Consider the following 26,690-nt stretch of genomic DNA (forward strand, 5'->3'; position numbering starts at 1 on the left):
AACCGGCACCGCGCAACCCTCTGCCCTCCCCTTTTTGCCGCGTAGCCCCTGCCTGTTATCGGGCACATGACAGGCGATCCCCTTGCCACACACCTCGCTGTCGCAATGGGCGCTATTGGGTGCGTTAATGACAGGCAGAGGCACACCAATCCATGCAAAAACGTCATGGGTGTATGGCGATGAATGAATAAGAGGAATGGCGTTGGCAGGCCAACCCGTGCCTGCCAACGCAAGAAAGGTCATCAGACTGTGGCGCGAGCGACCGCCAGTTGACGTTCTATATCAGCAAAATCGGGGCGATCTGCGGGGAATTCGGAGAGACAGGCCGCTTTGAGCTGATGCAACCTATCCAGCTGTGAGCCTTGCGTATCGCAATGGGCCAGCAGCTCCTCCAGCAGGCAACCAAAGGCGCGCACTTCCAGTCGTTCAAGGCCCACGGCCCGCTCGCGATCGCTGCGGTTATACAAGGACGCTGCACCAAAATCCCCCAGCAAGGCGCGAGCCGGCGCGTCAGTCCCGCGGGCAAACAAAATATTGTGGCCGTAGAGATCCCCGTGCATGATGCCGGCGCGGTGCAGATGACCCGCTACCGAGGCGATGCTGTGGGCCATCGCCAGCGCATCCGGCACACTCAGACGCAGCCCCTCGGGATAGACATCCCGGGTGCAGGAGTTCAGGCTCGGCGGCCCGGCCAGATTGGCAAAAGCCGGGTCGATCAGCTCCATCACCAGTGCTGGAATGCCGGAGGGGTGATCCGCCACCTTCCCCATCACCTTGATAAGGTTGGGGTGGCTGCCAGCCGCCAGCGACGCCGCCATCTCGCAGCGGGGCAGCCCATCGCTGGTCACCTCCCCCTTGAATAGCTTGACCGCCACCTGACTGGCATCGCCTCTGTTGCTCACCTGACTCATGTCATCAGCAACAGGCAGGTCGCCAGCAAGGGTGGCGCGATGGATCACGCCGGATGCCCCCTGCCCCAGCAGCTCGCCCAGCGCCAGCGTCTCCCAGACAAAAGGCGTGACATGGACCTCTTCGATGGCCCGCGCCTCCTCCCCTTCGCTAAAGGGGTTGCCGGAGTAGGCAAGCCAGGCGAGACGCGGCAGAACCAGCAGCCACTCGGGGAAGCGTTCAATGCGGTTGGCGGCGATACGCAGCAGCTCCAGACGGCGGCAATTGGCAAGGCTTGCCGGCAGCTCGCGCAGGCGGTTGCCCGCCAGCATCAGTTTTTGCAGGCCGTCACACTGGCCCAATTCATCCGGCAACTGTTCCACCGCGTTATCGGTCAGGATCAACCAGCGCAGCCCGGCAGGCAGCGCCCTGGCCGAGACGGTGGCAATCCGGTTGGCCTTGAAGCCCACAATGGTGAGTGCCGGGCAGCGCCCTAGCACCTCAGGCAGTTCGGTAAAGCGGTTCTCGGAGCAGAAGATGATGCGCAGGTTGCGAAACCCGGCCAGCTCGTCAGGGAGTGTGCTTAGCTGGTTGCCGGTGAGATCCAGCACCTCCAGCGTCTCTTTCAGGCTCAAAATCTCGTGGGGGAAAACCGCGAGGTTTTCAGAGAGTTTCAAATGGCGGGCACCGCACAGTTCACCTGCGCGCAGCTGTTCCAGAGTATGCATAACCGTTTCTCAATCCTGATGATCTGCCTGATGGCGCAACGGCCATCAGCGCACGCCGAACCCGGGGCCGGCGATTTTAAAGGGGGGCATTATAAATAATTCGGGGCACAGATCGCCCCTTGCAGCTTGAAAGGGTGCTGCTCACGCCACGGGTTTTATCATCAACACCGCGACAAACAAGGGGACCTCTCTTGCACGCCCTCACGACAGAGGGGAATGACTCGTTATTTCCGACCACTCCCCAGCGATTGAATAAACGCCAACGTACGGCGATTAAACTGCTCCGGTTGTTCTACATTGCAGACATGGCCGCACTGCTGGATCACCGCCAGCGAGGAGCTGGCATCGCGGGCCACCTGTTCGCGTACCGGTGCCAGAAACATATGATCCTCCTCCCCCATCACATAGAGGGTGGGAATGGGCAGGGAGCGTTCGCGGAAGTAGCGCATCAGCGGGTTGACCTCGGTGGCGAGGCGGAACCAGCGTTTGAACTCTTTCTGGCAGAGCTTGCGGGCCTCACGCACAAAGAGGTTGCGCGACTCCTGATGGTGCTGGCGCGGCATGATAATGAAGGCAAACAGCCGGTAGAGCCACATATAGGGCAGGATATGCTGGCCGAGTCGGCCCAGCTGTACCAGCACCCGCGAGCGGATATCGAGCCGCAAAATGGCGCCCCCCAGTACCATACTCTTGACCCGCTCCGGGCAGAGCTCCGCCAGATGGCGAATCAGGATGGTACCAAGAGAGATGCCGACAAAGTGGGCGCGGCGGATATTGAGATGATCGAGCAGCCGAACGATATCTTCGGTCACTTCCCGAAAGCTGTAGTGGCCCTTGACCACCTGTTGCAGCTGGTGGGACTGGCCGTGGCCGCGCAAGTCCAGCAGCAGCACGTTGAAGTGTTCGCGATAGGCACGCAACTGCTTGAACCAGATGGAGGAGCTGCCACCGGCCCCGTGGACAAACACCACCCAATCCCGCTCGGGACCCAGCTCGAAAGTCTTGTGATACAACATCCAATAGGCTCCCTTGGTGATGGGGGGTATACTCGGCAGCGGGCATATTAACAGAACAGACCCGCCGATAGATATGCGCCTGACATGACCCGGATCACCCCTTGCGCGAGAACTCTCCATGGATTTGACCCGTTTGCGCCACTTTCTGCTGACTCTGCCGGGTGCCACCGAAGATACCCCGTTTGGCCCGGAGATCCTGGTCTACCGCATCGCGGGCAAGATGTTCGCCCTGGTGGATTGGCAGGCCGAGCCTCTCACCATCAACCTCAAGTGCGAGCCAGAGCTGGCGTTACTGCTGCGCGAGATCCACCCCGAGGTCAAACCGGGCTGGCATATGAACAAGCTACACTGGAACACAGTGACCCTGAACAGCACCTTGCCGGATGAGCAGTGGCAAGGCTGGGTGCACCACTCCTATGAACAGGTTGTCGCGGGTCTGCCCAAAGCCAAACGGCCACAGGCGCCGCCCCCTCCCCCCATTGATGATCAGACCCCATGATACAACCACTTCACCCACCGCTTTGCATTGTCCCACTAAGCGAGGCGCATATCCCCGCCCTCGTGACCCTCTTTGAGCAGGTGGTGCGACGCAGCGGCCCCGAGCACTACAGCGCCGAGCAGGTCGCGCAGTGGGCCCTCGGCGTCCGCCATCCCGGCTTTATCAGTCAGCTGCGCGAGCACCACGGCTGGGTAGCGGAGATCGCAAATGTTCCCCTCGGTTTTGTCACTCTGAGCCCCGATGGCCACCTCAGCCTGCTCTATGTCAGCGCCGACTATCAGCGCCAGGGACTGGGCAATCTGCTGCTCACCACGGCGCTCGCGGGGGCCAGAGGACTCGGACTGACGCTCATCACCACCGAGGCCAGCGCCTTCAGTTATGAGCTATTTTTACGACATGGCTTTACGTTGACCGGGCTGGAGTGCGTGGAGCGAGGTGGAGTCCGTTTTACTCGCCATCGCCTGCACTGCAGCTTGCCAAGCTAGGGCAAGCCACTAAAATACGCTTAATTTTCGTCTTGTTACTGTATTGAGGCAGCAACCATGGTGGTAGAAAGTGAAGGCTATATCTCGCTGATCGAGTATCTGGTGGAGAGTTTGGAATTGTTTGAATCCCAACAGCAGAGCAACGGTGAAGAGACCATCGAAGATCTGGTCAGTGGCCGTGTTGCCAGCAACCTGATGGCCATTTGCGAGCAAAACCCCCAGCTCGATCCCAAGGTGCGTTTCGCCATTATGCAGGAGGCCGACGCCGTGGTCGCCGATCTGGAAGAGGTGCTCTCCGCCGTCTGGCTGCGCGCCCCGACCACGGAACAGAAAACCTTCCTCATCGAGTTTATTGACCTGATCAAGAACCTGTTCGACAGCGTCATCGGCTGATCTGCCGTCCAGCTCTCCCGCCCAGCGCAAGATTACAAAAACGCAGAAAGGAAAAGGGCCGCCTTGGTGGGCAGCCCTGCTTGCTATCATTTTCAATCCACCCATGGGTTCATTCATGGGGTGGCTTTCAAGGCAACAAATGTGTCTGGACTTTGCATCCGATCCCTGGACGCTACCTAGTTAGTCCCGACTGGTCGTAATAAGTTCCCTCCTCCGACCATTTATTTTCACTTTTATTAAGAAATCGACTATAAACCTGTTCAGCGGTTCAGGCTGGGCGGCAAACAGACTCCAATACCACCCAGCCCGCAGTAACCATCCGGGTTCTTCTCCAGATATTGCTGATGGTAATCCTCGGCATAGTAGAAAGGCGCCAGCGGCAGAATGCGGGTGGTAATGGCACGACTGTCGCCGCTCGCCGCCATCGCCTGCTGATAGGCCGCCATGCTCTGCTGGGCAATGATCTGCTGACTCTCGTCGCCATAGAAGATCACCGAGCGGTACTGGGTGCCCAAATCCCCCCCTTGCCGCATCCCCTGCGCCGGATCATGGTTCTCCCAGAACAGTCTGAGCAGCTCGCCGTAGCTGATCACCGCCGGATCAAACACCACCTGCACCGTCTCGGCATGGCCGGTCAGCCCGCTGCACACCTCTTTGTAGGTGGGATTCTGGGTCACACCGCCCTGATAACCGGCCGCGGTGGAGTAGACGCCCGGCTGCTGCCAGAACAGGCGCTCTACCCCCCAGAAACAGCCCATGCCAAACCAGGCCACCGCCATCCCTTCCGGCCAGGGGCCCTGGGTCGGGATGCCATTCACCGCATGCTGCTGACCAATCACCATCGCTTCGCGTCGTCCCGGCAGGGCATCTGCCGGTGAAATAATCTGTTCCATGAATTTTGTCCTTGTATAAAACCCTGTGAAATCACACAGCTGACGAAAAGGAGCATCGAAGATAGCAGTTTATCGCGCCGGATCAACCGGCAGGCCCCTCCCCGCTCGCCCCAGCGGCCATCTGCGCTTCCTGCCACCTGTTCCCGATCCGTACGGCCAAGCCGCCTCTACTAGACCAGAAACAGCCAAAATCAATATTTAGTCTTGATTTGTGAATTAATTTTCATATATTGAGCCAATCGCTGTTTTTTTATGGAAGAAATATCAAGTGCGTGAACGCGAACCCAGTCTGGTCAATGCCTTCCGGCAATCCACCCCCTATGTCAATGTGCATCGGGGTGCCACCTTTGTGCTGATGATGGGGGGAGAAGCCATCTGCCACCCCAACTTCGCCAATATCGTCAGCGATATCGCTCTGCTGCAGACACTGGGCATACGCCTGGTGCTGGTATTTGGTTCACGTCCGCAAAATGATGAGGCGCTGGCCCGCGCCGGCATCGAGGCCCAGTACCACAAGCGGATCCGGGTCACCGATGACGAGAGTTTTACCGTCATCAAACAGGTGTGTGGCGGCCTGCAATATGACATCACCGCCCAGCTCTCCATGGGGCTCGCCAACACCCCGATGCAGGGGGCGCGGATCAGCGTGGTGAGCGGCAACTTCGTCACCGCCCAGCCGCTGGGGGTGGATGATGGCATCGACTTTTACCACAGCGGCCGGGTGCGCCGCATCGACGTGGAGGGGATCACTCGCCAGCTCGACCAGAAGAGTCTGGTGCTCATCTCCCCCATCGGCTGCTCGGTTACCGGCGAGAGCTTTAACCTCAGCTCCGAAGAGGTGGCCCGCCGGGTGGCGGTCGATCTCAAGGCGGACAAGCTCATCTGCTTTAGTAGCACCCAGGGGGTGATGGACAGGCGCGGTGAAGCCATCTCCGAGCTCTTCCCCGAGCAGGCCGAAGAGCTGCTGGTGGAGCTGGAGCAGGCAGGCGAAGAGATGTCCGGCACCGCCCGCTATCTGCGCGCGGCGATCGCCTCTTGCCGTGGCGGGGTGCCCCGCTCCCATCTGGTGAGCTATCAGGATGACGGTGCCATGCTGCAAGAGCTGTTCAGTCGCGACGGCCTCGGCACCCAGATCGTGCGGGAAAGCGCAGAGCAGGCCCGCGCCGCTACCATCGAGGATATCGGCGGCATTCTGGATCTTATTCGTCCGCTGGAGGAGGAAGGGATCCTGGTGCGCCGCTCCCGCGAGCAGCTGGAGATGGAGATCGACAAGTTCACCATTATCGAGCGCGATGGCCTCATCATTGGCTGCGCGGCGCTTTACTGCTTTATGGAAGAGGCGATGGCGGAGATGGCCTGCGTCGCCATCCACCCCGACTACCGCAACTCCAACCGGGGGGATCAGCTGGTGGCCAAGGTAGCCGAGCGGGCCAAGCGGCTCGGCATCCGTCGCCTGTTCGTGCTCACCACCCGCTCCCTCCACTGGTTCCGGGAGCGGGGCTTCGATCCGTTGGAAGTGGAAGATCTGCCGGTGGCGCGCCAGCGTCTCTACAATTGGCAGCGTCGTTCCAAGGTTTTGTCAAAGACAATCGCCTAAGCCATTGATTCTGCGTCGAGTTATCCGAAAATTTGAACTTTTTCACAAACTCGATTGACAATGCAATCCAACGCAGGTTATTTCTAACTGCACTCCACCGCCCTGGTGGAGCCAGAAGAGGAGCGCTGCCCAGGCAGCCCAAGGGAGGACGCCAGCGTCCGGTGAACTTGGGTCAGGGGGAGCAGCGCCGAGACGAGTGAGGAAACTGGTGACCTCAACGTCGGCTGCGGGGGCTGAATCCCCCGGGTTGTCATCGGTAGTGATCATCCCCCACCGTGCCCTGTAAGGGGCGGTACGGGATGGGCTCTGCAGGTGGAGTGCTTCTGGCCGGGATAGCTTCGTTCATTCCTGCCATTTTTAGCCTCCTCCTCTCTTTTTTGCCCGACGGAACCGGAAACTTAAATTAAGACAGGAGTAAGCAATGAGCCCGATCAATGTCGCCAAGTTTGGCGGAACCAGTGTCGCCAACGCCGCGGCCATGAATCACTGTGCCGATATCGTACTGGCCAATCCCGCCACCCGGGTAGTGGTACTCAGTGCCAGCGCCGGTGTCACCAACCTGCTGGTCGCCCTGGCACAAGGGGAACTGAACGAAGCGGACCGCGATGAGCAGTTGGCCAAACTGGCCGGGATCCAGCAGGCCATTCTGGCCGATCTCGGCAACCCTAGCGATGTGAGCGCCCTCATTCATGACCAGCTGGGCGAAATCCGACTCATGGCCCAGCAAGCCCATCAGCGTACTGATGCAGAGCTGGCCGATCGCCTCATCGCCTGTGGCGAGCTGATGTCTACCCGCCTATTTACCGAGCTGCTGCGCCAGCGCGGCGTCAAGGCCCACTGGCAGGATGTGCGTCAGCTGATGCGCACCGACAGCCGCTTTGGCAAGGCCACCGTCGATCTGGCCACCACCCGTACCCTCTGCCAACAGACGCTGGGCCCGCAGTTGGGCGACAGCCTCATCATTACCCAGGGCTTTATCGGTGCCGATGGCGATGGCCGCACCACCACGCTGGGGCGCGGCGGCTCTGACTACAGCGCAGCCCTCTTGGCCGAAGCCCTTGATGCCGCCAGTATCGAGATCTGGACCGATGTGCCCGGTATCTACACCACGGATCCGCGCCTCGTCACCCGCGCCCGCCCCATTCCCGAAATCAGCTTTGTCGAGGCGGCCGAAATGGCCACCTTCGGCGCCAAGGTGCTGCACCCCGCCACCTTGCAACCGGCGGTGCGCCAGAATATTCCGGTGTTTGTCGGCTCCGCCAGGGATCCCGCCGCTGGGGGCACCTGGATCCGCGCCAGCACCGATTCAAGCCCGCTGTTTCGCGCCGTCGCCCTGCGCCGCCAGCAGGTGCTGGTGACCCTGCACAGCCTCAACATGTTCCACGCCTACGGCTTTCTGGCCGAAGTGTTCGGCATTCTGGCCCGTCACCGCATCTCGGTCGACCTCATCACCACATCGGAGGTGAGCGTGTCGCTAACCCTGGATCACACCGGCAGCCAGAGCAACGGCGAACCGATCCTGAGCGACAAGGTGCTGGCCGAGCTGGGGCAGCTTTGCAAGGTGGAGGTGGAAACCGGTCTGGCACTGGTGGCGCTCATCGGCAACCGGATGAGCGAAGTGAACGGGGTGGGCAGTCAGGTCTTTGACGCCCTGCGCGAGCACAACATCCGGATGATCTGCTACGGCGCCAGCGCCCATAACCTCTGCTTTCTGGTCAAGGAGAGCGAAGCGGGCAATATCGTCAATCGCCTCCATCAGGAGCTGCTGGACTGACCCTCACCACGAGGCAATTCCGGCCATGCAACAGGGCGCCTACAAGGCGCCCTGTTTATTTGTGTTCCGCTGAGGAGTTGGCTCAGGCAAGGCTGGTGGCGGGCAGCTGGCAGGCCACCGCCTCCCGGCGCAACTGTTGCAAACGGGCCAGCAGCCCGGTCTGGCCCAGCTCCGTCTCCTGTGGCGACAGATGATCCACCAGCAGCGGATAGTGATCCGTCACCGCCTGCTCCAGCCAGTCGAGGCGACGCAGGGTGAGCGGACCGCAGCTCTGGCCGCTCAGATCATCGGCCACATCGAGCCGGTGGCTACGATACATGTCCCGCCACCAGTTGGCGGCCAACGCGTCATCCGTTGCCAGTGCGGCGCGCCACTCCCCCTGCAGGGCGTATAAACGGGCCAGCACAGGGGCTCTGGCCCCTTCCCGTATCAGGTGTTGGATCTCCCGTTTGACCCACTTGAGGCAGAGTTCGCGCCAGTAGCGAAATGGCGGCAAGGGATCGGCTTCATCGAGCCAGAGCCCTGACAGGGTGCGGGTCTCCAACCGCTCCGGCACATGGAACTGCGGGTCGACCAGTCCGTTGGAGTTGTATTCAAAGCGGGGATCGAAGGTCCACATGTAGCCAAAGTCGAACGCGCTGATCTGCTCGCCGTCATCGAGCAGGTTGCCCGGACTCGGATCCCAGTCAAACCAGCCCCAGCGGGCCAGCTCTCCCTGCACCTCCAGCATCTGGGCCAGATTGCGCTCGTTGAGCTGATGGACCGGCACGCCCCGCAACCAGGGGGAGACCAGCACCCCGGCCCGCGCCGAGCCGAAGCTGGTGCAGACCACGTGGGAGAGGATGGTGGGGTGCAGCTCGCGCAGCGCCTCGATTTCACGCCGACGCTCCAGTTCGGTCAGAAAGGCAGTCTTGCCATCGAGGTTGGCCACCAGCGAATCCTGACGCCGCCGCTTGAGGCACCAGTGATGCCCCTCCACCTTGAGGTGAAACACCTCGGCGGTGAGGCCGTGGCGATAAACCTTGACCACCGCCGGATGACTATCCTGCAGTTTGACCAACTGGGCCAACGGCAGCGGGCAGTCACGCTCGCGTCCGATCCGGATCTCTTCCTTGCTCTCCAGCATGCGCAGCAATCTGGCCTGACGCGCCATCACCTTAGGATTCATACATACACCTCCCGTCGCTATTGAGAGACTAAACAGCCCCCCCCCTCCCAGGCCAGCGGCAAAACACCATGATGATGCTTTCATCACATATTCCATGTCACCCCTCGACCGGGATCACAATTTGCAAGGCTGAACCGTAACCAAATATTCATTAAGTGGTCATTAAATTGACAAGCAGGAGCAAGGCCCGCACCATCGGGTCAAACTCTATGCGGATGAACGATCTCTCCCTCACTCGCTCAAAGGATGAGCTTATATGAATCACCCCTCCTCAGGCCGCCCCCGCGTCCTGAGTCTGCCCTCTCTGCTGCTTGCCCTGCTGGGCGGATTGCTGCTGCTGACCCTGTTGTTGCCGCTGATCAATCCCGGTAGCTGGCTCGGCCGTACCCAGCCGCTGGTGCTGGGCCCCGCCGATAATCCGCTGGCCACCCTCACCCGCCACGCCCTGCTCTATAAAAGCGACAGCCGCGGCCTCTATCTGGTGGTGCGCAGCCAGTGGCAGTTGCGAGGGCCTATGCAAGCGGGGGACAAGGTACGGGTGGAGCTGCTCAACGACAAGGGGGAGCGGATCGACCAGCTGAGTCAGGCGGTGGATAAACGTCAGGTGTGCCGCAATAACCGCTGCTCGCTGGATCTCAACAGCACCCTGCGCGCGCCGGACGATGCCCTGGCCAGCCGCTATCAGCTGCGGATCGGTCTGCTCCTCAAAGATCGCCCCGAAAGCAGCAATTTCAGTCAGATCCTGCAAACCCTGCCGGAGCAGGGCTTCAACCTCACCTATCTGGTAGTGAGTCTGACGCTGGTGCTGGCCCTGAGCGCCGCCGTACTCAAAACGGTGCTGCCCAAGCTGCGCCGCAGCCTGCGCTGGCGGATCATCGGCAGCCTGCTGCTTGGCAATCTCACCTTCGTGCTGCTGCACGGCTTCGTGGTGTTCAAGCTGGGGGAGTTTCTGCTCTGGTCAGGCTTTCGGCCGGAGCACTACTATCTCGCCTGGGGCAGTATGGTGCTGGGCTGGAGCCTCTGCGCGCTGGCGGGTTTCAACCTCTATATGGGGCTGGTCTTTACCGCGCTTTCGGGAATAGGCCTGCTCGCCAACTTTATGAAGATCGCCATCTACGGCGTGCCGCTCGGCGGGGATGATTTTGGCAATCTGCTGGCGCTGCTGCGGATCCTGCTCGATCAACATCCCATCCTACCCATCTTTACCGTCTTGTTGGCACTGTTTCTCTGCTGGCGCTTTGCCCTGTCACGCTGGGTGTTGCGCACCGTAGCCGCCACCGTCGCCTTCTTTGCGCTGTGCGTCTTTGCCACCCAGACCGGCAACAAGCTGCTGGGGGCCAACATTCGCTACGTGGATCGCGCGGTCAACTACCACAGGGACATCATCCGCTCCGGCCCGGGCCTCTATCTGTTCAATCTGGTGGACGAGATGCTGCAAAGGGGCAGCGTGTTTCGCTACCCCTTGCAGATCAACGAGCTGACCCCGCAACTGAGCCACCCACCCCAGAGCACGGCGCCGCGCTGGGATCTGGTGATCGTGCTGCAATATGAGTCGCTCTGGCTCGACTGGAAGGGACGGATCTGCGCCCCGGCCCCGACGCTCTCCCTGCCCGCCAGCGTGCAGCAGTGGCACAAGACCATTCACTCCCCCACCACCGGCGGTATGACGGTATTGGCCGAGTTCGAGATGAATACCGGGCTGCCGGTTGGGCTGCTCAAGGAGGGGGTGGTGCCCTACTACTACCTCTCGCAGCAGGTGCCCGGCCTGGCCCAAAGCGCCAGACAGAGCGGCTACCAGACCCTGTTCGCCCACCCCTATGTGGAAAAATTCTGGGGCCGCGCCAAGGCGATCCCAGCGCTCGGCTACGAGGAACGCTGGTTCGATACCCGCTTCACCACCCTTGAGCACAAGGGGCTCTATATCTCCGATGATGCGCTGATCGATCACCTGCTCAAGCGCAGCGAACAGGACAGCCAACCGCTGTTTGCCTATGCAGTCACCATGCAGGGGCACGGCCCCTTCGATGGCCCCCGCTATCAGGGGCAGGAGCGCAGCGGCGCCTGCCCGAACCAGAGCGAGAGCGACACCCAGCTGCTCAACACCTACTACACCGGGGTGGTGGATGCCATGGCCTCGCTGGAGCGGCTGCTCAAGACCCTCGACCAGTCGGGCAAGCGCTATCTGGTGGTCGCTTTTGGTGATCACCAGCCGTTTTTGATGTCCGCCGGCAAGGGGATTCACGGCGACAAACCGGCGCGCGATGCCACCTATCAGATCCCCATGATGGCTTTTGCCCGCGCCGATGATCCCCTCAATCTGGCAACCCAGTTTGCGCCTGTGCGCCAGCTCTACCAGATGGGTCAGGCCACTCGCCTGCTGCTGGCGGGGGATATCACCCCCATCGAAGAGAAGCCCCGGCTCCATCCGGTGCTGGGCGAGGAGAAAGGGTTCGACCCTTCAAGCCTGGTGCCGCAGATCCGCGCCAGCTTCCGGCCCGATGCCCTGCCCTGATCCTCAGCCCCGCAACATAAATAGATGAGGCCGCAATAGCGGCCTCTGGTTATCACGTTTTCTCTGTCAACTTCGGCTGCGAAAGCCTCTCTTTAGCGGGCGTTGCGGGTTGCCACGGCATCCGCCAGATTGCGCAGCAGCACTTCGGTATCGGCCCAACCGATACAGGCATCTGTGATGCTCTGGCCGACGGTGAGCTCACACCCTTCCACCAGATCCTGACGCCCTTCGACCAGATGGCTCTCCACCATCACACCAAACACTGCCTTGCTACCGGCACGCAGCTGGCTGGCCACATCCTCGGCCACAAGCATCTGATTCTTGAACTGCTTGCTGCTGTTGGCGTGGCTGAAATCGATCATCACCTTTTGCGGCAGACCGGCCTTCTCCAGCCCCTTCACTACCTCGTCCACGTGGGCCGCGCTGTAGTTCGGCTCACGGCCGCCACGCAGGATGATGTGACAATCCGGGTTCCCCTTGGTTGCCACAATGGCGGAGTGACCATATTTGGTGACCGACAGGAAGTGATGCGGCGCACTGGCGGCACCAATGGCATCGATGGCGACCTTGATGGTGCCGTCAGTGCCGTTCTTGAAGCCCACCGGGCAGGAGAGACCGGAGGCCAGCTCGCGGTGTACCTGGGATTCGGTGGTACGAGCACCGATCGCGCCCCAGCTCATCAGGTCAGCCACATATTGCGGGGTGATCATGTCAAGGAACTCGGAGGCGGTCGGCAGCCCCATGTCGTTGAGATCCAGCAACAGCTTGCGACCAATGCGCAGACCGTCGTTGATCTTGCAGCTGTTGTCGAGGTACGGATCGTTGATCAGCCCCTTCCAGCCCACGGTAGTGCGCGGCTTTTCGAAGTAGACCCGCATCACGATCTCCAGCTGACCTTTCAGCTCGTCGCGCAACGCCTTGAGGCGCTTGCCGTACTCCAGCGCGGCAACCGGATCATGGATGGAGCAAGGGCCAATCACCACCAGCAGACGATCATCTTCGCCAGCCAGGATATTGTGAATGGCCTGACGGGATTCAAAAACGGTGGATGAGGCGACCTCGGTAGCCGGAAACTTCTCAAGCACCGCAACAGGAGGTAATAACTCTTTGATTTCACTGATACGAACGTCGTCGGTTTGATGCTGCATGATAAGGTTTCCTGCTAAATGACTGCGATTAAGAAATCTCAACATAGCCCGCGACAGAGCATGTGTAAATAGTAAATTACAGCAATCGCAAAACTATTTTATGCGGCAGCCTTGCAAGTTATTGAAATAATGCTAGACGAAAAGGCGATGCGGGTGAAAAGGGTAAAAGGCCCGCTCAGCGCGGGCCCGAAGGGGTGGTGATAACAGATTTGTCAGTGATCAGTCACGCTGGCTGATACTGGCCAGCTTGTCGAAGTAATCCGGAAAGGTCTTCGAGGTGCATTTGGGATCATTGATAGTGACCGGGGTATCCGACAGCGCCACCAGCGAGAAACACATGGCGATACGGTGATCGTTGTAGGTATCGATCTCGGCGTGCTTGAGCTGGGTCGGCGGGGTCACAGTGATGAAATCATTACCCTCTTCTACCTCGACGCCCAGCTTGCGCAGCTCGGTCGCCATGGCGTGCAGACGATCGGTCTCCTTGACCCGCCAGTTGTAGATATTGCGAATGGAGGTCGGCCCCTCGGCAAACAGCGCGGCAACGGCGATGGTCATGGCCGCATCGGGAATATGGTTCATATCCAAATTCACCCCGTTCAGCGGCGCTTGCTCCGCCTCGATGAAATCATCGCCCCAGGTGATACGTGCGCCCATCTTCTCCAGCACGTCGGCAAAGTGGATATCACCCTGAATACTGTGCTTGCCAATGCCGGTCACCCGCACCTTGCCCTTGATGGCACCCGCCGCAAGGAAGTAGGAGGCGCTGGAGGCATCCCCTTCCACCAGAAAGTCTCCCGGGCTGATATAGGTCTGGTTGCCTTTGATGTAGAACAGCTTGTAGTTGTCGTGCTCGATGACCACCCCGAACTGCTTCATGATGTGCAAGGTGATATCGATGTAGGGCTTGGAGACCAGCTCACCCTTGATATGGATCCGGGTATCACCGGCCGCCATCGGCGCCGCCATCAAAAATGCGGTCAGGAACTGACTGGAAACGGAGCCATCGACGTGCACGTCGCCGCCCCACAGCCCCTTGGCATCGACCACCAGCGGCGGATAGCCATCTTTTTTCAGGTACTGGATATGGGCACCTGCTTCACGCAAGGCATCCACCAGATGGCCGATGGGGCGCTCTTCCATGCGCGGCTCGCCGCCCAGGGTATATTCACCGGAGCCAAGACAGAGCGCGGCGCAGAGCGGTCGCATGGCGGTGCCGGCGTTGCCGAGGAACAGATTGACCGGCTCTTTCACCGCGAAGCTGCGACCCAGACCGTGCACGGTGCACTCGGTCTTGTCGGCGGAGAGCTTGTACTTGACCCCTAGCTGGGTCAGCGCCGCCAGCATGTGACGAATGTCATCGCTGTCGAGCAAGTTAGTCAGACGGGTGGTGCCACGGGCCAGCGCCGCCAGCAGCAGCGCACGGTTAGAGACACTCTTGGAGCCGGGCAGATTGACCTCGCCGGCCACACGAGAAATGGGATCCAAACGCAACGAATTCATAGACTTCCTGTGCTATCTCAAAATTAACGCCTGTCCGGACGTTAACAGCCTGCGTCCCGCTCGGCAAGGGCACTTTTCAGGGGAAATCGCACGGCGAGCGCCATCGTGCTGGTTCTGTTGCAAAAAAGACGCCAGGGTATCCCGGCGTCTTTTGAATCACTGCAATAGCTGCAAGCGGGTCACGGGGTGTCGCGAGAGGCTGCTTGCAACCACGTGAGTACTCTCTTCTCAGCCGTTGCGCGTGGCAAAGCCATCCATAAAGCTCACCAGGGCCTTCACCCCCTCCAGCGGCATGGCGTTGTAGAGGCTGGCGCGCATGCCACCGACGATGCGGTGCCCTTTGAGGGCCAGCAGGCCGGCCGCTTCTGATTCGGCCAGGAACTGCTTGTCCAGCTCGGCATTTTTCAGCTGGAACGGGATGTTCATCCGCGAACGACAGCTGACATCCACCTGGTTGCCGTAGAAGCTCGACTGATCGAGATAGTCGTAGAGGAAGTCTGCCTTCTCCTTGTTGCGCGCCTCCATCGCCTCGAGGCCACCCTGCTCTTTGAGCCATTCGAACACCAGACCGGCCAGATACCAGGCGTAGGTGGGCGGCGTGTTGAACATGGAGTCGTTCTTGGCGGTCAGCTGGTAGTCGAAAATCGAGGGCACATCGGCTCTCGCCTGGTTCAGCAGATCGTCGCGCACGATGGCGATGGCCAGCCCCGACGGCCCGATATTTTTCTGGGCGCCGGCATAGATGATGCCAAAGCGGCTCACGTCGATGGGACGGGAGAGAATGGTGGAGGAGAGATCCGCTACCAACGGCACCTCGCCGTTGGCCGGGATGTCGAACATCTCGATACCGTCGATGGTTTCGTTCGGGCAGTAGTGAACATAGGCCGCATCGGCGCGAAACGCCGGCGTCGGCAGCAGGTGAGAGATCCCCTGCGCGTTCTTGGCAACCCCCTGGAAAGTCTGGATATCGCCATACTTTTTGGCTTCATCCACCGCACTCTGGGACCAGACCCCAGTCAACAAAAAGTCCGCTTTCGTGTTGGCGCCGCCCAGCAGATTCATGGGCACGGCGGAGAACTGGCCACGGCCGCCGCCGTGCATAAACAACACCTTGTAGTTGTCCGGCACAGCCAACAGGGAGCGCAGATCTGCTTCGGCCTTCTCGGCAACCGCCATGTAGGGCTTGCCGCGATGGGAAAGCTCCATGACCGAGGCTCCCAGCCCTTGAAAATTACAAAATTCGCGCTGGGCGCGCTCCATGACTTCAACCGGCAGCATGGCGGGGCCGGCGCAGAAGTTGTAAATCTGTTTGCTCATGACGCTTTCCGTGAGTGGATGAGAGTAATCGATGACTTGTCAGGTTTTACACAAGAGCAGCCAGCGGATCAAAGGCTTTTTGGGAGCTGGCTCAACCTTTTACCGTCACTCTGCATCCCCCTTGCAGCAGAAAAAGCCCTGAACGGGTCAGGGCTTGCAGGGAACATGCACAGAAATGGCGGGCAGAGCGCATAAACGACCACAGTTCAGCCATTTCTGACAAATTTACAGTTTGGCGGTGAGCTCGGGCAGCAGGGTGAAGAGATCCCCCACCAGCCCGTAGTCCGCTACCTGAAAGATGGGGGCCTCGCTGTCCTTGTTGATGGCCACGATCACCTTCGACTCCTTCATCCCCGCCAGATGCTGGATGGCGCCCGAAATGCCGACCGCGATATAGAGCTCGGGCGCCACCACCTTGCCGGTCTGTCCCACCTGCAGATCGTTGGCGACATATCCTGCATCAACGGCGGCCCGCGATGCGCCAACCGCCCCACCCAGCTTGTCGGCCAGCGCCTCAATCAGGGCAAACTGCTCCTTGGAACCAAGCGCCCGACCACCGGAGACCACCACCCGGGCGGCGGTCAGTTCAGGCCTGCTGGAGCGCACCGCCCGGCGCTCAACCAGCCTGGTACGGCCAGTGAATTCGGGCACGGCCAAGTGCTCGATGAGAGCCTGCCCGCCCGTCGCCGCCTTGGCAAAAGCCGTGGCCCGCACCGTCATCACCTTGACGGGCGCCGAGCTTGCCACTCTGGCAATGGCATTGCCCGCATAGATGGGACGCAGGAAGGTATCCCTGCTCTCGATAGCCGTCACCTCGGAGAGCATCTCCACACCGAGTCGGGCCGCCACCATGGGCAGTAGCGCCTTGCCCATGGTGCTCGCCGCCATCAGACAGTGGCTGTAACCTTCGCACCAGCCGGCCAGCAGCTTGTCCACCCCATCCAGCAGCCCGTCGGCCAGCAGGGGATGATCGGCAAGCAACACCTTGTCGACGCCGCCGAGAGCTGCCGCCTGTTCACCCGCCTCGGTCAGCCCCTGACCCAGCAACAGCAGATCGATCTGACCGCCGATGGATCCGGCTGCGGTCACCAGTTGTGCAACGTTGTCGGCCAGATGGCCCTGATGATGTTCGGCAATGATCAGCACGCTCATGGCAGCACCTTCGCTTCGTGTTTGAGTTTGTCCACCAGCTCGTCCACCGAGCCCACCTTGATCCCGGCGCTGCGGGCTGGCGGCGCCATCACCCCGAGCAAACGGGTCTGATTGGCCACCTCAATGGCGAGTGTCAAGAACGGGGCGCTATCAAGCGGCTTGCGCTTGGCCTTCATGATGTTGGGCAGCGAGGCAAAACGCGGTTCATTCAAACGCAAATCGGCGCTCACCACCGCGGGCAGTGGCATGCCGAGGGTCTCGAGGCCACCGTCGATTTCGCGGGTCACCAACAGCTCCCCCGCGTCCACCTGGATGGCTGACGCACAGGTCGCCAGCGGCCACTCATTGAGGGCTGCCAGCATCTGGGCCACCTGATTGTTGTCTGAATCGATGGACTGCTTGCCGAGCAGCACCAGATCCGGCTGCTCCTGCTCACACACCTTGTGCAAGGCGCGGGCGACGGAGAGCGGGGGTAGCATCTCGTCAGTCACATAATGGCGCGCCCGATCCGCTCCCAGCGCCAGCGCATGGCGCAGTTGCTCGGCCGCTGCGTCCGGGCCGAAGGTCACCACCACCAGCTCGCGAGCGATACCTGCTTCCCGCAGCCTGACCCCCTCCTCCACCGCAATTTCACAAAAGGGGTTGATCCCCATCTTCACATTGGCGAGCTCCACGTCGGAGCCGTCTCCCTTCACCCGGATCTTGACGTTGTAGTCGACTACCCGTTTGATCGCGACCAGCAGCTTCATGGGGTCATGCCTCGTCTCTTTGGATTGAATTCATTCGTGTGCCTCTGCATTTGTTGCAGTACGCCCTTGCCTGAATTTTTGTTTTTTCTTGCTCAGTGTTGCTTACAACTACTTTACGTTTACGTAAACTACCGTCACTACCCTAGGCCAACCAGAGCGCAGAGGCAAGATGGAACAGGAAGCAATGGAATTTGATGTCGTCATCGTCGGCGGCGGTCCGGCGGGGCTTGCTGCGGCTATCGCCCTGAAACAGCAGGATGCCACTCTCTCCGTCTGTTTGCTGGAGAAGGGGGCGGAGATCGGCGCCCACCTGCTCTCCGGCGCCCTGTTTGATCCCATCGCCTTGCAAGAGCTGCTGCCGGATTGCTGGCAGCAAGCGCCGCTCGGGGTGCCGGTCAGCAACGATCAGGTGCATCTGCTGCAAAACGAGCGCCGCGCCCTGCAGCTGCCCGCCTGGGCCGTGCCGCCGCGAATGCACAATGAGGGCTGCCACATCGTCAGCCTTGGCAATCTCTGCCGCTGGCTCGGCCAGCAGGCGGAACAACTGGGAGTCGAAATATACCCGGGGTTTGCCGCCAGCGACCTTATCATGGAAGCGGGCCGGGTCAAGGGGGTCATCACCGGCGATCTGGGACTGGATCGGGCGGGCAATCCACGGGCTGACCATGTGCCCGGCATGGCACTCTATGGCCGCTACACCCTCTTTGCCGAAGGGGCCCGCGGTCATCTGGGCAAACAGCTGATAGCTGCATTCCAGCTGGAAGCCCCCGCCCAGCCCCAACACTATGCCATCGGCTTCAAAGAGCTGTGGCAACTGCCCCCGGGTCAGGGCAAGCCCGGAGAGGTGCTGCACGGCAGCGGCTGGCCCCTTGGCAAGGAGGGAGAGAACCACAGCCACGGCGGCTTCTACCTCTATCAGATGGAGGGGGATCAGGTGGCGGTCGGGCTGATTGTCGATCTCAATTACCAAAATCCCTGGCTCAGCCCGTTCGACGAATTCCAGCGCCTCAAGCATCACCCGCTCATCGCTGGCGTGTTACAAGGGGGCGAACGCATCAGCTATGGCGCCCGCGCCATCACCAAGGGAGGCTGGCACTCCCTCCCCCGCATGCACTTTCCGGGCGGCCTGCTCATCGGTTGTGATGCAGGCACCCTCGACTTTTCCCGTATCAAGGGGATCCACACCGCCATGAAATCGGGGATGCTGGCGGCAAAAACCGTCGCGATGGCACTGCATGGGGGCGATGAGGGGGGACGGGATCTGGCCCAGTTTAGCGACGCGCTGCAACAGAGCTGGCTAGCCCGCGAGCTCAAGGCGGCGCGCAACTTCGGGGCCGCCCTGCACCGCTGGGGTCCATTGTTCGGTGGCGCCTTTAACTGGTTAGAGCAGCGGCTGTTTGCCAAATCTTCCCGCTTTAGCTTGATCGACAAGGAGTCTGATTATCGCCAACTGCGTCTGGCCAGACGCTGCGAGCCGATCCCTTACCCCAAACCCGATGGCAAGCTGAGCTTTGACAAACTCTCGTCTGTGTATCTCGCCAACACCAGCCACGACGAGGATCAACCCTGCCACCTCAAGCTGCAGGATGAACAGATCCCGGTGAAGGTCAATCTACCCACCTGGGGCGAACCCGCCCAGCGCTACTGCCCGGCAGGGGTGTTTGAAGTACTGGAAACGGAAGGCGCAGCCACACTTCAGATCAACGCAGCCAACTGCATTCACTGCAAGACCTGCGACATCAAGGATCCCAGTCAAAACATTGTCTGGACCCCGCCACAGGGGGGCTCCGGGCCCAACTATCCGAATATGTGATGGAATACGGCGATGCCAAGATGCGGTGACATCAAAGATACTCAGCCCCAAAACATCGTCTGGTCCCCGCCACAGGGGCTATCCCCATCCCCAGCCATTCCAGATCCCAGGGGATGCAACCCCTCACCGGTCTGTTCGGGAACGGAGCGGTACAGGCGAGGGTGGCGCGGCTGCTCCGACCTCGCTGTTTTTTTGAACAAACAGGCTGAATCCCTGATGAATAGCCCCTGACAAGCGCGGCCCGCCCCTGTATAGTTCGCCGCATTCAGGTTTTCCATCGGCCCGATCTGCTTATCCACGGGATCGCCTTCTGCAGCGATCTAAGGCCGCATGACCTGTGCAACCATCCCTGATTACCCATGACTTTTTAAGGGGGGACAGATGATCACCGCCTACATTCTCAACAACAAGGTGCTGGACATAGTCACGCTCGGGCCTGACGACATAGTACCTGACAACACGGTCTGGCTGGATGCCTACAAGCCGGACACGGCAGAGCGAGAATGGTTGACGGGCCTGTTCCTGGAAGAGGTCCCCGACAAGGAAGAGCTCGACGATATCGAAGCATCCGCCCGTTTCTACTGGGATACCGATGGTCTGCACATTCACTCCCTGTTTCCCCAGCGGATCGGTCGTGACACCAAGGGTGTCCACGTCTCCTTTACCCTGCGCAACAACCTGCTGATCAGCATTCGCGAAGATGATATCGGCCTGGTGCGCCTGCTGCGCCACTATATGCGTCAGGATCGGCTGGAGGTGGAGGATGCCCTCGACATCCTGCTGGAGGTGCAAAACCTGAAAGTGGAGTACCTCTCCGACCTTATCGAAGATGGTTACAAGACCTTGGAAAACACCGCCGATCAGATCTTCGAGCCGGATCAGATCAACCCCATGCTGAAAGAGTTGATGGCGCAGGAAGAGGCTAACGGCCAGATCCGTCTCTCTCTGCACGATACCCGCCGCGCCCTGCGTTTCCTCAAACGCAGCCTGCGCCAGCGCATGAGCCTTGAGCAGAACAAGTGGATCGACGAGATGCTGCACGACGTGGAATCCCTGTTGCCCCACACCCAGTTCCTGTTCGACAAGATCAACTTCCAGCTGGAGGCCTCCATGGGGGTGACCAATCTGGAGCAGAACAAGGTGATCAAGATCTTCTCGGTAGCCGCCGTGATCTTCCTGCCGCCGACCCTGATCGCCAGTATCTACGGCATGAACTTTGGCCGCATGCCGGAGCTCGCCTGGGAGTATGGTTATCCCATGTCACTGGTGCTGATGGTGATGTCATCGCTCGGCACCGGCCTCTTCTTCAAGCGCAAAGGCTGGCTGTAACGCCGCCGACGCGCGCTGCGATATCTGAAGAAACGGATTGGGGGGCATGGCCCCCCGATTAATTTGCGCCACGCCCAACGCCTTGCAAAGGGCGCTTCGTCGCCCCATATCCCCTCCATCACTCAATTCACGTGGCTAACGGGCAACCATGACCCTCTACCCCGAACACCGATATGACGATCACGGCCAGTTGCGCCCGCCCCTCTGGTTCTGGCCCATCGCCCTGTTACTGACCCGCTCGGTCTGGCTATTTCTGATGGCGGGAGTGACCCGCGAGAGCGGCAGCGAGATCCTGACCCTCTTCTATCCGGACAAGATCACCCTCTACATCAGCCTGCTGACCGACCTGCCCGCCATGCTGGCGTTGCTCGCCTGCGGCGGCACCTATCAGCAGACCCGTAACTTCCGGGCCAGGCTCAGGCGCCACAGCCCGCTGCTGTTGCTCTGCTCTGCTGTCAGCGGCCTGTTGATGCAACTGCACAGCCTCAACCTGCAAAAGTGGTCGTTTAGCTGGCCCACCGCCCTGGTGCTGGTCGCCAGCCTCTGGTCTCTCTGGTATCTGCTGCGCAGCCGTCAGCTGCGAGAATATGCCGCCGATGAACCTCATCAGGAGCCTAACAGTTAGCCGAACTTTATCGCTAATCAATTGAAATAAATATAAAAAATCTCGTTACTAGCGGAGCGCCCGGGTGCTGGAGCCGTTATAACAAGCCTTTCCCTCTCACCCCGACAATGCTGGCAGTGGCTGGCCTACCCTCATCAGGCCGCCGAGGGCACCCTCTACCTGATGTTCTTCTCAGGCCTGCTGCTGTTTGGCGCCTTTGCGGCTCTTCACCCTCACCGCGGCGGCTGCGGGAGATCACAGCTCTGCCAGTGACGGACGGCTGGTACAAGGGTGATGCCCACCGCGGTGCGCCTGCGCTGGTTTGCCCCGCGTTTTGCTGCCGAACCCGGACGCTGGCTAGCCATTCCTTCGCTGCAGGCAATCAATGGACAAAGTGACAAGCAACATAAAAAGAGCGCGAAAACCCACCAAGACCACTGAAAAATAGGGGAACAACTCGGTTACACTCACTGCGCATCCATAACAGATGAGTCTCCTTATGCGTGTAACCAGAGAGTGGCTGTGGGTTTTGTCGGTGCTGACCGGGGCCTGCGCCCTCCTGTTGCTGCCATTCTGGCTGCGCGGCGGCAGTCAGGGCCATGATCTGTTTCACCATCTGCTCTCCGGTCACTTCTTTGCTGTGCAGCTATGGCAAGGAGAGCTCTATCCGCGCTGGCTAATGGAGATGAACGGCGCCTTTGGCAGCCCGGTCTTTTTCTTCTATCCCCCCCTGCCCTACTATGTAAGCGCCCTGTTCGCCGGCCCCACCCCACTGGCCCACGAGGCGATGACGCCGCTACTTTGGAGTAGCAGTGTGGCACTCTGGCTCTCCGGCCTGTTTGCGTATCTCTGGTTGCGCCCCTTTGCCGGCCACGGGCGGGCACTGGCGGCCAGTCTGCTCTATATGGCGCTGCCCTATCATCTGGCTATCGATATCTACGCCCGTTTTGCCCTGGCGGAGAGCTGGGCCTTCGTCTGGGCGCCGCTGGCACTGCTGGCGCAGGATCGCCTCTGCCGCCACGCCCCCTTTGCCTTGCTGCTGCTCGCCTTCGCGGTAGCCATGCTGGTGCTCTCCCACCTGCCGAGTACCCTGCTTGTTCTGGGCTTGCTCACCCTGCGCAGCCTGCTGCTGGTCTGGCGCTACAAGCGGAGCACCGCGCTCGTCAGTGTTCCTGTCACCACCTCCCCATTCATCGGCACCCTGCTGGGCCAGCTCTGGGGGTTGGCGATGGCCAGCCTGTTGCTGCTGCCCGCTCTGCTGGATCAGGGGGGGATCTCCATGGAGCAGATGCGCACCGGCATGTTCGAATTTCAGCGCAACTTTCTCGAGCGCTTGCCCCAAAGCCGTGATGACTGGCGCTTTCGCGGTCATCTCGCCTGGCTGACGCTGCTCACCCTGGCCCTGCTGCTGGTAGGCTGGGCGGCCGCTCGCGAGCCGCGCCATCCCGAGTTGCTGCTCTGGGGGGTCATTGGTACCCTTATCTTTCTGATGATGCTACCCCCAAGCGAGCCCCTGTGGCGGCTGCTCACCCCGTTGCAACTGGTGCAATTTCCCTGGCGCCTCAATCTGCTGCTGGTCATCGCTACCGTCGCCGTGGTGGCGCTGGGCAGCCCCACCTATCGCCCTTGGCAGTGGGTCTGGTGGCTGCTGCTTGCCGTCACCCTGCTCTCGCAGGGACTCTATATACGCGAGGCGCCGCTCACCCAGGCCCCCGTCAAGAGTCAGCTCGACGGGGAGTTCGATAGCAAGCGCAGCGCCCGCGAATACCGGCCAAAGCAGGTGCCACGCGGTATGTTTGCACCCACCCTGCTGGCCTGGAAAGAGGAATTCCAGCCCGCCATCACCAGCGACCACCAGGGGGTGAACTGGCAGATCCTGCGCTGGCAGCCGCGTCATATCGAATTGACCGTGGAGGCCCCGGCGCCCGCCAAGCTGATCCTGCACCAGTTTGATTACCCGGGCTGGCAGGCAACCCTCGACCAGCATCTGCCCCTGAGCGTCAGCAGCACCCGCAACGGGCTGGTGCAGGTCTGGGTGCCCGCCGGACAACATAGTCTCACCTTTACCCTCACCGCCCGCTGGCCGGAGCGGCTCGGTTACACCATCTCGTTGCTGGCCTGGCTGCTCTGGCTGGGGGGCGTGATCCGAGCAGTACGCCGGCTAGAACGCAAGCGTGATCCCCAAGGGGCCTGAGCGGCAGGGCACCTTCCCCTTTTGAGGGGGCAGGAACGTCATGCCGAGCGGGGGCAAACCTGATAGACTCACCCCTCTCCTTTTTTCACCAGCGGATACCCTATGCCCCACGCACAGCCCTCCCAGGCCACCCAGCTCTCCCCCCGTTTCCTGTTTATCCTGCTCGGTACCCTGGCGGGGCTGACCCCGCTGGCGGTGGATATGTATCTGCCCGCCATTCCGGCCATCGCCCGGGATCTCGCCACCAGCATCGACGGTGCCCAGCTCACCATCAGCGCCTTTCTGGGCGGCTTTGCCATCGGTCAGCTCTTCTACGGCCCGCTGGCCGACAGCTTTGGCCGCAAGCCGGTGATCCTGGCGGGGCTAACCATGTTTGCCATCGCCTCTGTGGGATGTGCCATGGCAGACTCCCTGCCCGAATTGCTGGCCTGGCGGATGTTGCAGGCCGCTGGTGGCGCGGCGGGTTCTGTGGTGGTCAATGCCCTGCTGCGCGACCTTTTCGAGAAGGATGCGTTTTCTCGCGCCATGTCGTTCGTCATTCTGGTGATGACGCTGGCGCCGCTGGTGGCCCCTGTGGTGGGCGGCTATATCAGCGCCCACGCCGACTGGCGGGTGATCTTCTGGCTGCTGGTGGGGATCAGCCTGCTGGTCTGTCTGGTGATGCAGTGGAAAATTGAGGAGACCCTGAAACCCGAACACCGCCAGCCCCTCCATCTTGGCCAGATCCTCAAGAACTACTGGGGAGTGCTCTCCCATCGGGGGGCCATGGGCTACGTGCTGTGCGGCTCCCTCTCCAGCTCCGGCATGTTCGCCTTCCTGAGCGGCTCCCCTTACGTCTATATCGAATACTTCAAGGTGCCGACCGAGCATTATGGCTGGCTGTTTGGCCTCAATATCCTGCTGATGATGGTGGTCACCTTCGTCAATAGCCGACTGGTGAAAGGGGTAGGCGCCGAGCGGATGCTACAGTACGGCCTGCTGGTGCTGCCCTGCGCGGGCGCCCTGCTGATCTACAACGCATGGAGCCAGACCGGCGGCCTGTGGGGCATCGTCATTCCGGTGGTGCTCTTTATCGGCCATATCAGCCTGGTGGGGGCCAATGCCATGACCGGCCTGCTGGGCCACTTCCCGCAATCTGCGGGCACCGCCTCGGCGCTGGCGGGCACCCTGCGCTTTGGCATCGGCGCCGTGGTCGGCATTCTGGTCAACCTCAATCCCCCCCAGTCACCGCTGCCCATGGCCATCGCCATCGCCTGCTGCGGCGTGGGTTCCACCCTGAGCTACTGGCTGCTGGTGGGCAGAAGAGGACGCTGATGAACTGGCGGGCCTGTGCTCGCAGCCAAAATCAAGAGGCGCCCGCGATGGGCGCCTCTTTGCCTCTCACCACCGATTCAGAACATGGCGCTGTTGAGCCAGAGGTGCGCGCCTATGCTCACCAGATAGCCGAGCAAGATAGCGGGCAACCACTTCAGGTGGCCAAAGAAGGTATACATACCATGAGCCTGTCCCATCAGGGCAACACCGGCAGCAGAGCCGATGGAGAGCAGGCTGCCCCCCACCCCGGCGGTCAGGGTCACCAGCAGCCACTGCCCCAGTGTCATGTCGGGGCTCATCGAGAGCACAGCAAACATCACAGGTATGTTATCGACGACGGAGGACAAGACCCCGATAAAGACGTTGGCCATGGTCGGATCCGCACCGTCATACAACCAGTGTGACACCAGACCCAGATAGCCCATAAAACCCAGTCCTCCTACGCACATCACCACCCCGTAGAAAAACAGCAATGTATCCCACTCCGCCTTGGCAAGCTTGTTGAATACATCAAATGGCACCACCGACCCCAAACTGCGCAGCCTTTCAGTATCGCCATTGCGCGCATAGAGCGCCCGTTTGCGTGCCAGCGAGCGCGGCAACGACTTGCGCAGATAAAAACCGAAAAACTGCAGATAACCGAGTCCCAGCATCATGCCCAGCACGGGTGGCAGGTTAAGGAGGCTATGGCACATGACCGCCGTGGTAATGGTAAGCAAAAACAGCAACACGATACGCCTGGCGCCTCGCTTCAGTTCGATCTGCTCGTTGTCAGCGTCTGGCACATGACGCGGCACCATCAGGCTCATCAGGATGGCGGGCACCATAAAATTGAGCAAAGAGGGAATGAACAGTGCGAAGAACTGGCCAAATTGAACCTTGCCAGCCTGCCACACCATCAGAGTGGTGATATCGCCAAAAGGACTGAAGGCACCACCGGCATTGGCTGCCACCACGATATTGATGCTGGCCAGGTTCACAAAACGCCGATCACCATTGGCCACTTTCAACACGACGGCACACATCAGGAGCGCTGTGGTCAGGTTGTCTGCCACCGGCGAGATGCAAAATGCCAGCCCGCCGGTTAACCAGAACAGGGTGCGCAAGTGAAAGCCGGAGCGCACCAGCCAGGCGCGCAGGGCATCAAACAGCCTGCGATCCTCCATGGCGTTGATATAGGTCATCGCCACCAGCAGAAACAGCATTAGTTCGGCATATTCCAGCAAGGTATGGCGAAAGGCCTGCTCGGCCGCAGGGCTCATCCCTTGTTGCTGGTAGGCGATGCCGATCAGGATCCAGATCACCCCCGCCGCGACCAGCACGGGTTTAGATTTGCGCAAATCAAGATACTCTTCTGCCATCACCAGGGCATAGGCCAGAATAAACAGCACCAGAGAGAAGATCCCCACGGAGGACCCTGTCAGCAAAAGCGGACCGCTGCTGGCCCCGGCGGGAAAAACTGCGAGTGTCAACAAGGGGGCGACACGGGTGAGCAAGACAACAGGAGGGTGTGCAGACATGGAGCTATTCCTTATGGAACCATATGTCTGAAAAACTAGCACCTGGATGAAAAGAAACGTTCATCCAGGTCAATAAAAGATCAGTTAATTCAGC

21 protein-coding genes, 1 pseudogene and 1 riboswitch are annotated in these 26,690 nt (G+C 60.5%); of the genes and pseudogenes, 12 read left to right on the forward strand and 10 right to left on the reverse strand.

Annotated elements, in window-relative coordinates:
* Positions 1-242: 242 nt before the first annotated feature.
* A complete protein-coding gene (locus tag BN1125_RS14630; RefSeq protein ID WP_042013153.1) occupies positions 243-1,616 on the reverse strand; it encodes a leucine-rich repeat-containing protein kinase family protein in 1,374 nt (457 codons plus the stop codon).
* A gap of 224 nt (positions 1,617-1,840) precedes the next feature.
* Positions 1,841-2,632, reverse strand: coding sequence for an alpha/beta fold hydrolase (locus BN1125_RS14635; protein WP_042013154.1), 792 nt, complete (start codon positions 2,630-2,632; stop codon positions 1,841-1,843).
* Between the two features lie 118 nt (positions 2,633-2,750).
* On the opposite strand from BN1125_RS14635, the gene BN1125_RS14640 reads away from it, so the two are divergent.
* Genes BN1125_RS14640 through BN1125_RS14650 form a run of 3 tightly spaced genes read left to right on the forward strand, consistent with a single transcriptional unit; the run spans position 2,751 to position 4,009 of the window.
* Positions 2,751-3,131: an MmcQ/YjbR family DNA-binding protein gene (locus BN1125_RS14640; RefSeq protein WP_042013155.1), complete on the forward strand. Its 381-nt coding sequence runs from the start codon at positions 2,751-2,753 to the stop codon at positions 3,129-3,131.
* The gene (locus BN1125_RS14645; RefSeq protein WP_042013156.1) at positions 3,128-3,616 is read left to right on the forward strand and encodes a GNAT family N-acetyltransferase; all 489 of its coding nucleotides are present in this window, start codon (positions 3,128-3,130) and stop codon (positions 3,614-3,616) included. Before BN1125_RS14640 ends, BN1125_RS14645 begins: the two co-directional genes overlap by 4 nt.
* A 57-nt stretch (positions 3,617-3,673) precedes the next feature.
* On the forward strand, positions 3,674-4,009 hold the full coding sequence (locus BN1125_RS14650) for a DUF3802 family protein (protein ID WP_042013157.1): 336 nt from the start codon (positions 3,674-3,676) through the stop codon (positions 4,007-4,009).
* Between the two features lie 260 nt (positions 4,010-4,269).
* Here the strand turns inward: BN1125_RS14650 and msrA are convergent, their stop codons facing one another.
* Positions 4,270-4,902, reverse strand: coding sequence for a peptide-methionine (S)-S-oxide reductase MsrA (msrA, locus tag BN1125_RS14655; protein ID WP_042013158.1), 633 nt, complete (start codon positions 4,900-4,902; stop codon positions 4,270-4,272).
* A 268-nt stretch (positions 4,903-5,170) separates the two neighbouring features.
* On the opposite strand from msrA, the gene argA reads away from it, so the two are divergent.
* The gene (argA, locus tag BN1125_RS14660) at positions 5,171-6,499 is read left to right on the forward strand and encodes an amino-acid N-acetyltransferase (protein ID WP_042013159.1); all 1,329 of its coding nucleotides are present in this window, start codon (positions 5,171-5,173) and stop codon (positions 6,497-6,499) included.
* Positions 6,500-6,606: 107 nt separating this feature from the next.
* Positions 6,607-6,830: riboswitch (Lysine riboswitch) on the forward strand.
* A 90-nt stretch (positions 6,831-6,920) separates the two neighbouring features.
* A complete protein-coding gene (gene lysC, locus BN1125_RS14665) occupies positions 6,921-8,273 on the forward strand; it encodes a lysine-sensitive aspartokinase 3 (protein ID WP_042013160.1) in 1,353 nt (450 codons plus the stop codon).
* Between the two features lie 82 nt (positions 8,274-8,355).
* Here lysC and BN1125_RS14670 read toward each other — a convergent pair whose 3' ends face one another.
* Entirely contained in the window at positions 8,356-9,441 is a 1,086-nt protein-coding gene (locus BN1125_RS14670) for a protein kinase family protein (protein ID WP_042013161.1), read from the reverse strand.
* Between the two features lie 256 nt (positions 9,442-9,697).
* On the opposite strand from BN1125_RS14670, the gene BN1125_RS14675 reads away from it, so the two are divergent.
* Positions 9,698-11,953, forward strand: coding sequence for an LTA synthase family protein (locus BN1125_RS14675; protein WP_042013162.1), 2,256 nt, complete (start codon positions 9,698-9,700; stop codon positions 11,951-11,953).
* Positions 11,954-12,045: 92 nt separating this feature from the next.
* On the opposite strand, the gene aroG is transcribed toward BN1125_RS14675, so the two are convergent.
* From aroG to BN1125_RS14700, 5 genes are all read right to left on the reverse strand, one after another.
* Complete coding sequence (aroG, locus tag BN1125_RS14680) at positions 12,046-13,101, reverse strand: 3-deoxy-7-phosphoheptulonate synthase AroG (RefSeq protein ID WP_042013163.1); 1,056 nt, start codon at positions 13,099-13,101, stop codon at positions 12,046-12,048.
* A gap of 219 nt (positions 13,102-13,320) precedes the next feature.
* Positions 13,321-14,604, reverse strand: a complete 1,284-nt coding sequence (gene aroA, locus BN1125_RS14685; protein WP_042013164.1) for a 3-phosphoshikimate 1-carboxyvinyltransferase — start codon at positions 14,602-14,604, stop codon at positions 13,321-13,323.
* 228 nt (positions 14,605-14,832) lie between these two features.
* Complete coding sequence (gene serC, locus BN1125_RS14690) at positions 14,833-15,921, reverse strand: 3-phosphoserine/phosphohydroxythreonine transaminase (RefSeq protein WP_042013165.1); 1,089 nt, start codon at positions 15,919-15,921, stop codon at positions 14,833-14,835.
* Positions 15,922-16,146: 225 nt separating this feature from the next.
* Positions 16,147-17,073 (reverse strand): electron transfer flavoprotein subunit alpha/FixB family protein, encoded by a 927-nt coding sequence (locus BN1125_RS14695; protein ID WP_042013166.1) that lies wholly within the window; start codon positions 17,071-17,073, stop codon positions 16,147-16,149.
* Positions 17,070-17,822, reverse strand: coding sequence for an electron transfer flavoprotein subunit beta/FixA family protein (locus BN1125_RS14700; RefSeq protein WP_042013168.1), 753 nt, complete (start codon positions 17,820-17,822; stop codon positions 17,070-17,072). Before BN1125_RS14700 ends, BN1125_RS14695 begins: the two co-directional genes overlap by 4 nt.
* Before the next feature lie 169 nt (positions 17,823-17,991).
* Between BN1125_RS14700 and BN1125_RS14705 the strand changes: the two genes are divergently transcribed.
* From BN1125_RS14705 to BN1125_RS14730, 6 genes and pseudogenes are all read left to right on the forward strand, one after another.
* Entirely contained in the window at positions 17,992-19,635 is a 1,644-nt protein-coding gene (locus BN1125_RS14705) for an electron transfer flavoprotein-ubiquinone oxidoreductase (RefSeq protein WP_042013169.1), read from the forward strand.
* 381 nt (positions 19,636-20,016) lie between these two features.
* Entirely contained in the window at positions 20,017-20,964 is a 948-nt protein-coding gene (corA, locus tag BN1125_RS14715) for a magnesium/cobalt transporter CorA (RefSeq protein WP_005337059.1), read from the forward strand.
* 148 nt (positions 20,965-21,112) lie between these two features.
* Positions 21,113-21,589 (forward strand): DUF2919 domain-containing protein, encoded by a 477-nt coding sequence (locus tag BN1125_RS14720; RefSeq protein ID WP_042013171.1) that lies wholly within the window; start codon positions 21,113-21,115, stop codon positions 21,587-21,589.
* Between the two features lie 218 nt (positions 21,590-21,807).
* Positions 21,808-22,009: pseudogene (locus BN1125_RS19585) on the forward strand (hypothetical protein); the annotation flags it as partial.
* 58 nt (positions 22,010-22,067) lie between these two features.
* The gene (locus tag BN1125_RS14725) at positions 22,068-23,762 is read left to right on the forward strand and encodes a hypothetical protein (RefSeq protein WP_042013172.1); all 1,695 of its coding nucleotides are present in this window, start codon (positions 22,068-22,070) and stop codon (positions 23,760-23,762) included.
* Between the two features lie 102 nt (positions 23,763-23,864).
* Positions 23,865-25,076 carry a Bcr/CflA family multidrug efflux MFS transporter gene (locus tag BN1125_RS14730; RefSeq protein WP_042013173.1) on the forward strand — a complete coding sequence of 404 codons (1,212 nt, stop codon included), beginning with the start codon at positions 23,865-23,867 and terminating at the stop codon, positions 25,074-25,076.
* A 77-nt stretch (positions 25,077-25,153) separates the two neighbouring features.
* Here the strand turns inward: BN1125_RS14730 and nhaD are convergent, their stop codons facing one another.
* A complete protein-coding gene (gene nhaD, locus BN1125_RS14735) occupies positions 25,154-26,596 on the reverse strand; it encodes a sodium:proton antiporter NhaD (RefSeq protein ID WP_042013174.1) in 1,443 nt (480 codons plus the stop codon).
* Positions 26,597-26,690 lie beyond the last annotated feature (94 nt).

It is taken from the genome of Aeromonas fluvialis (genome assembly GCF_000819885.1).
GTDB lineage: Bacteria > Pseudomonadota > Gammaproteobacteria > Enterobacterales > Aeromonadaceae > Aeromonas > Aeromonas fluvialis.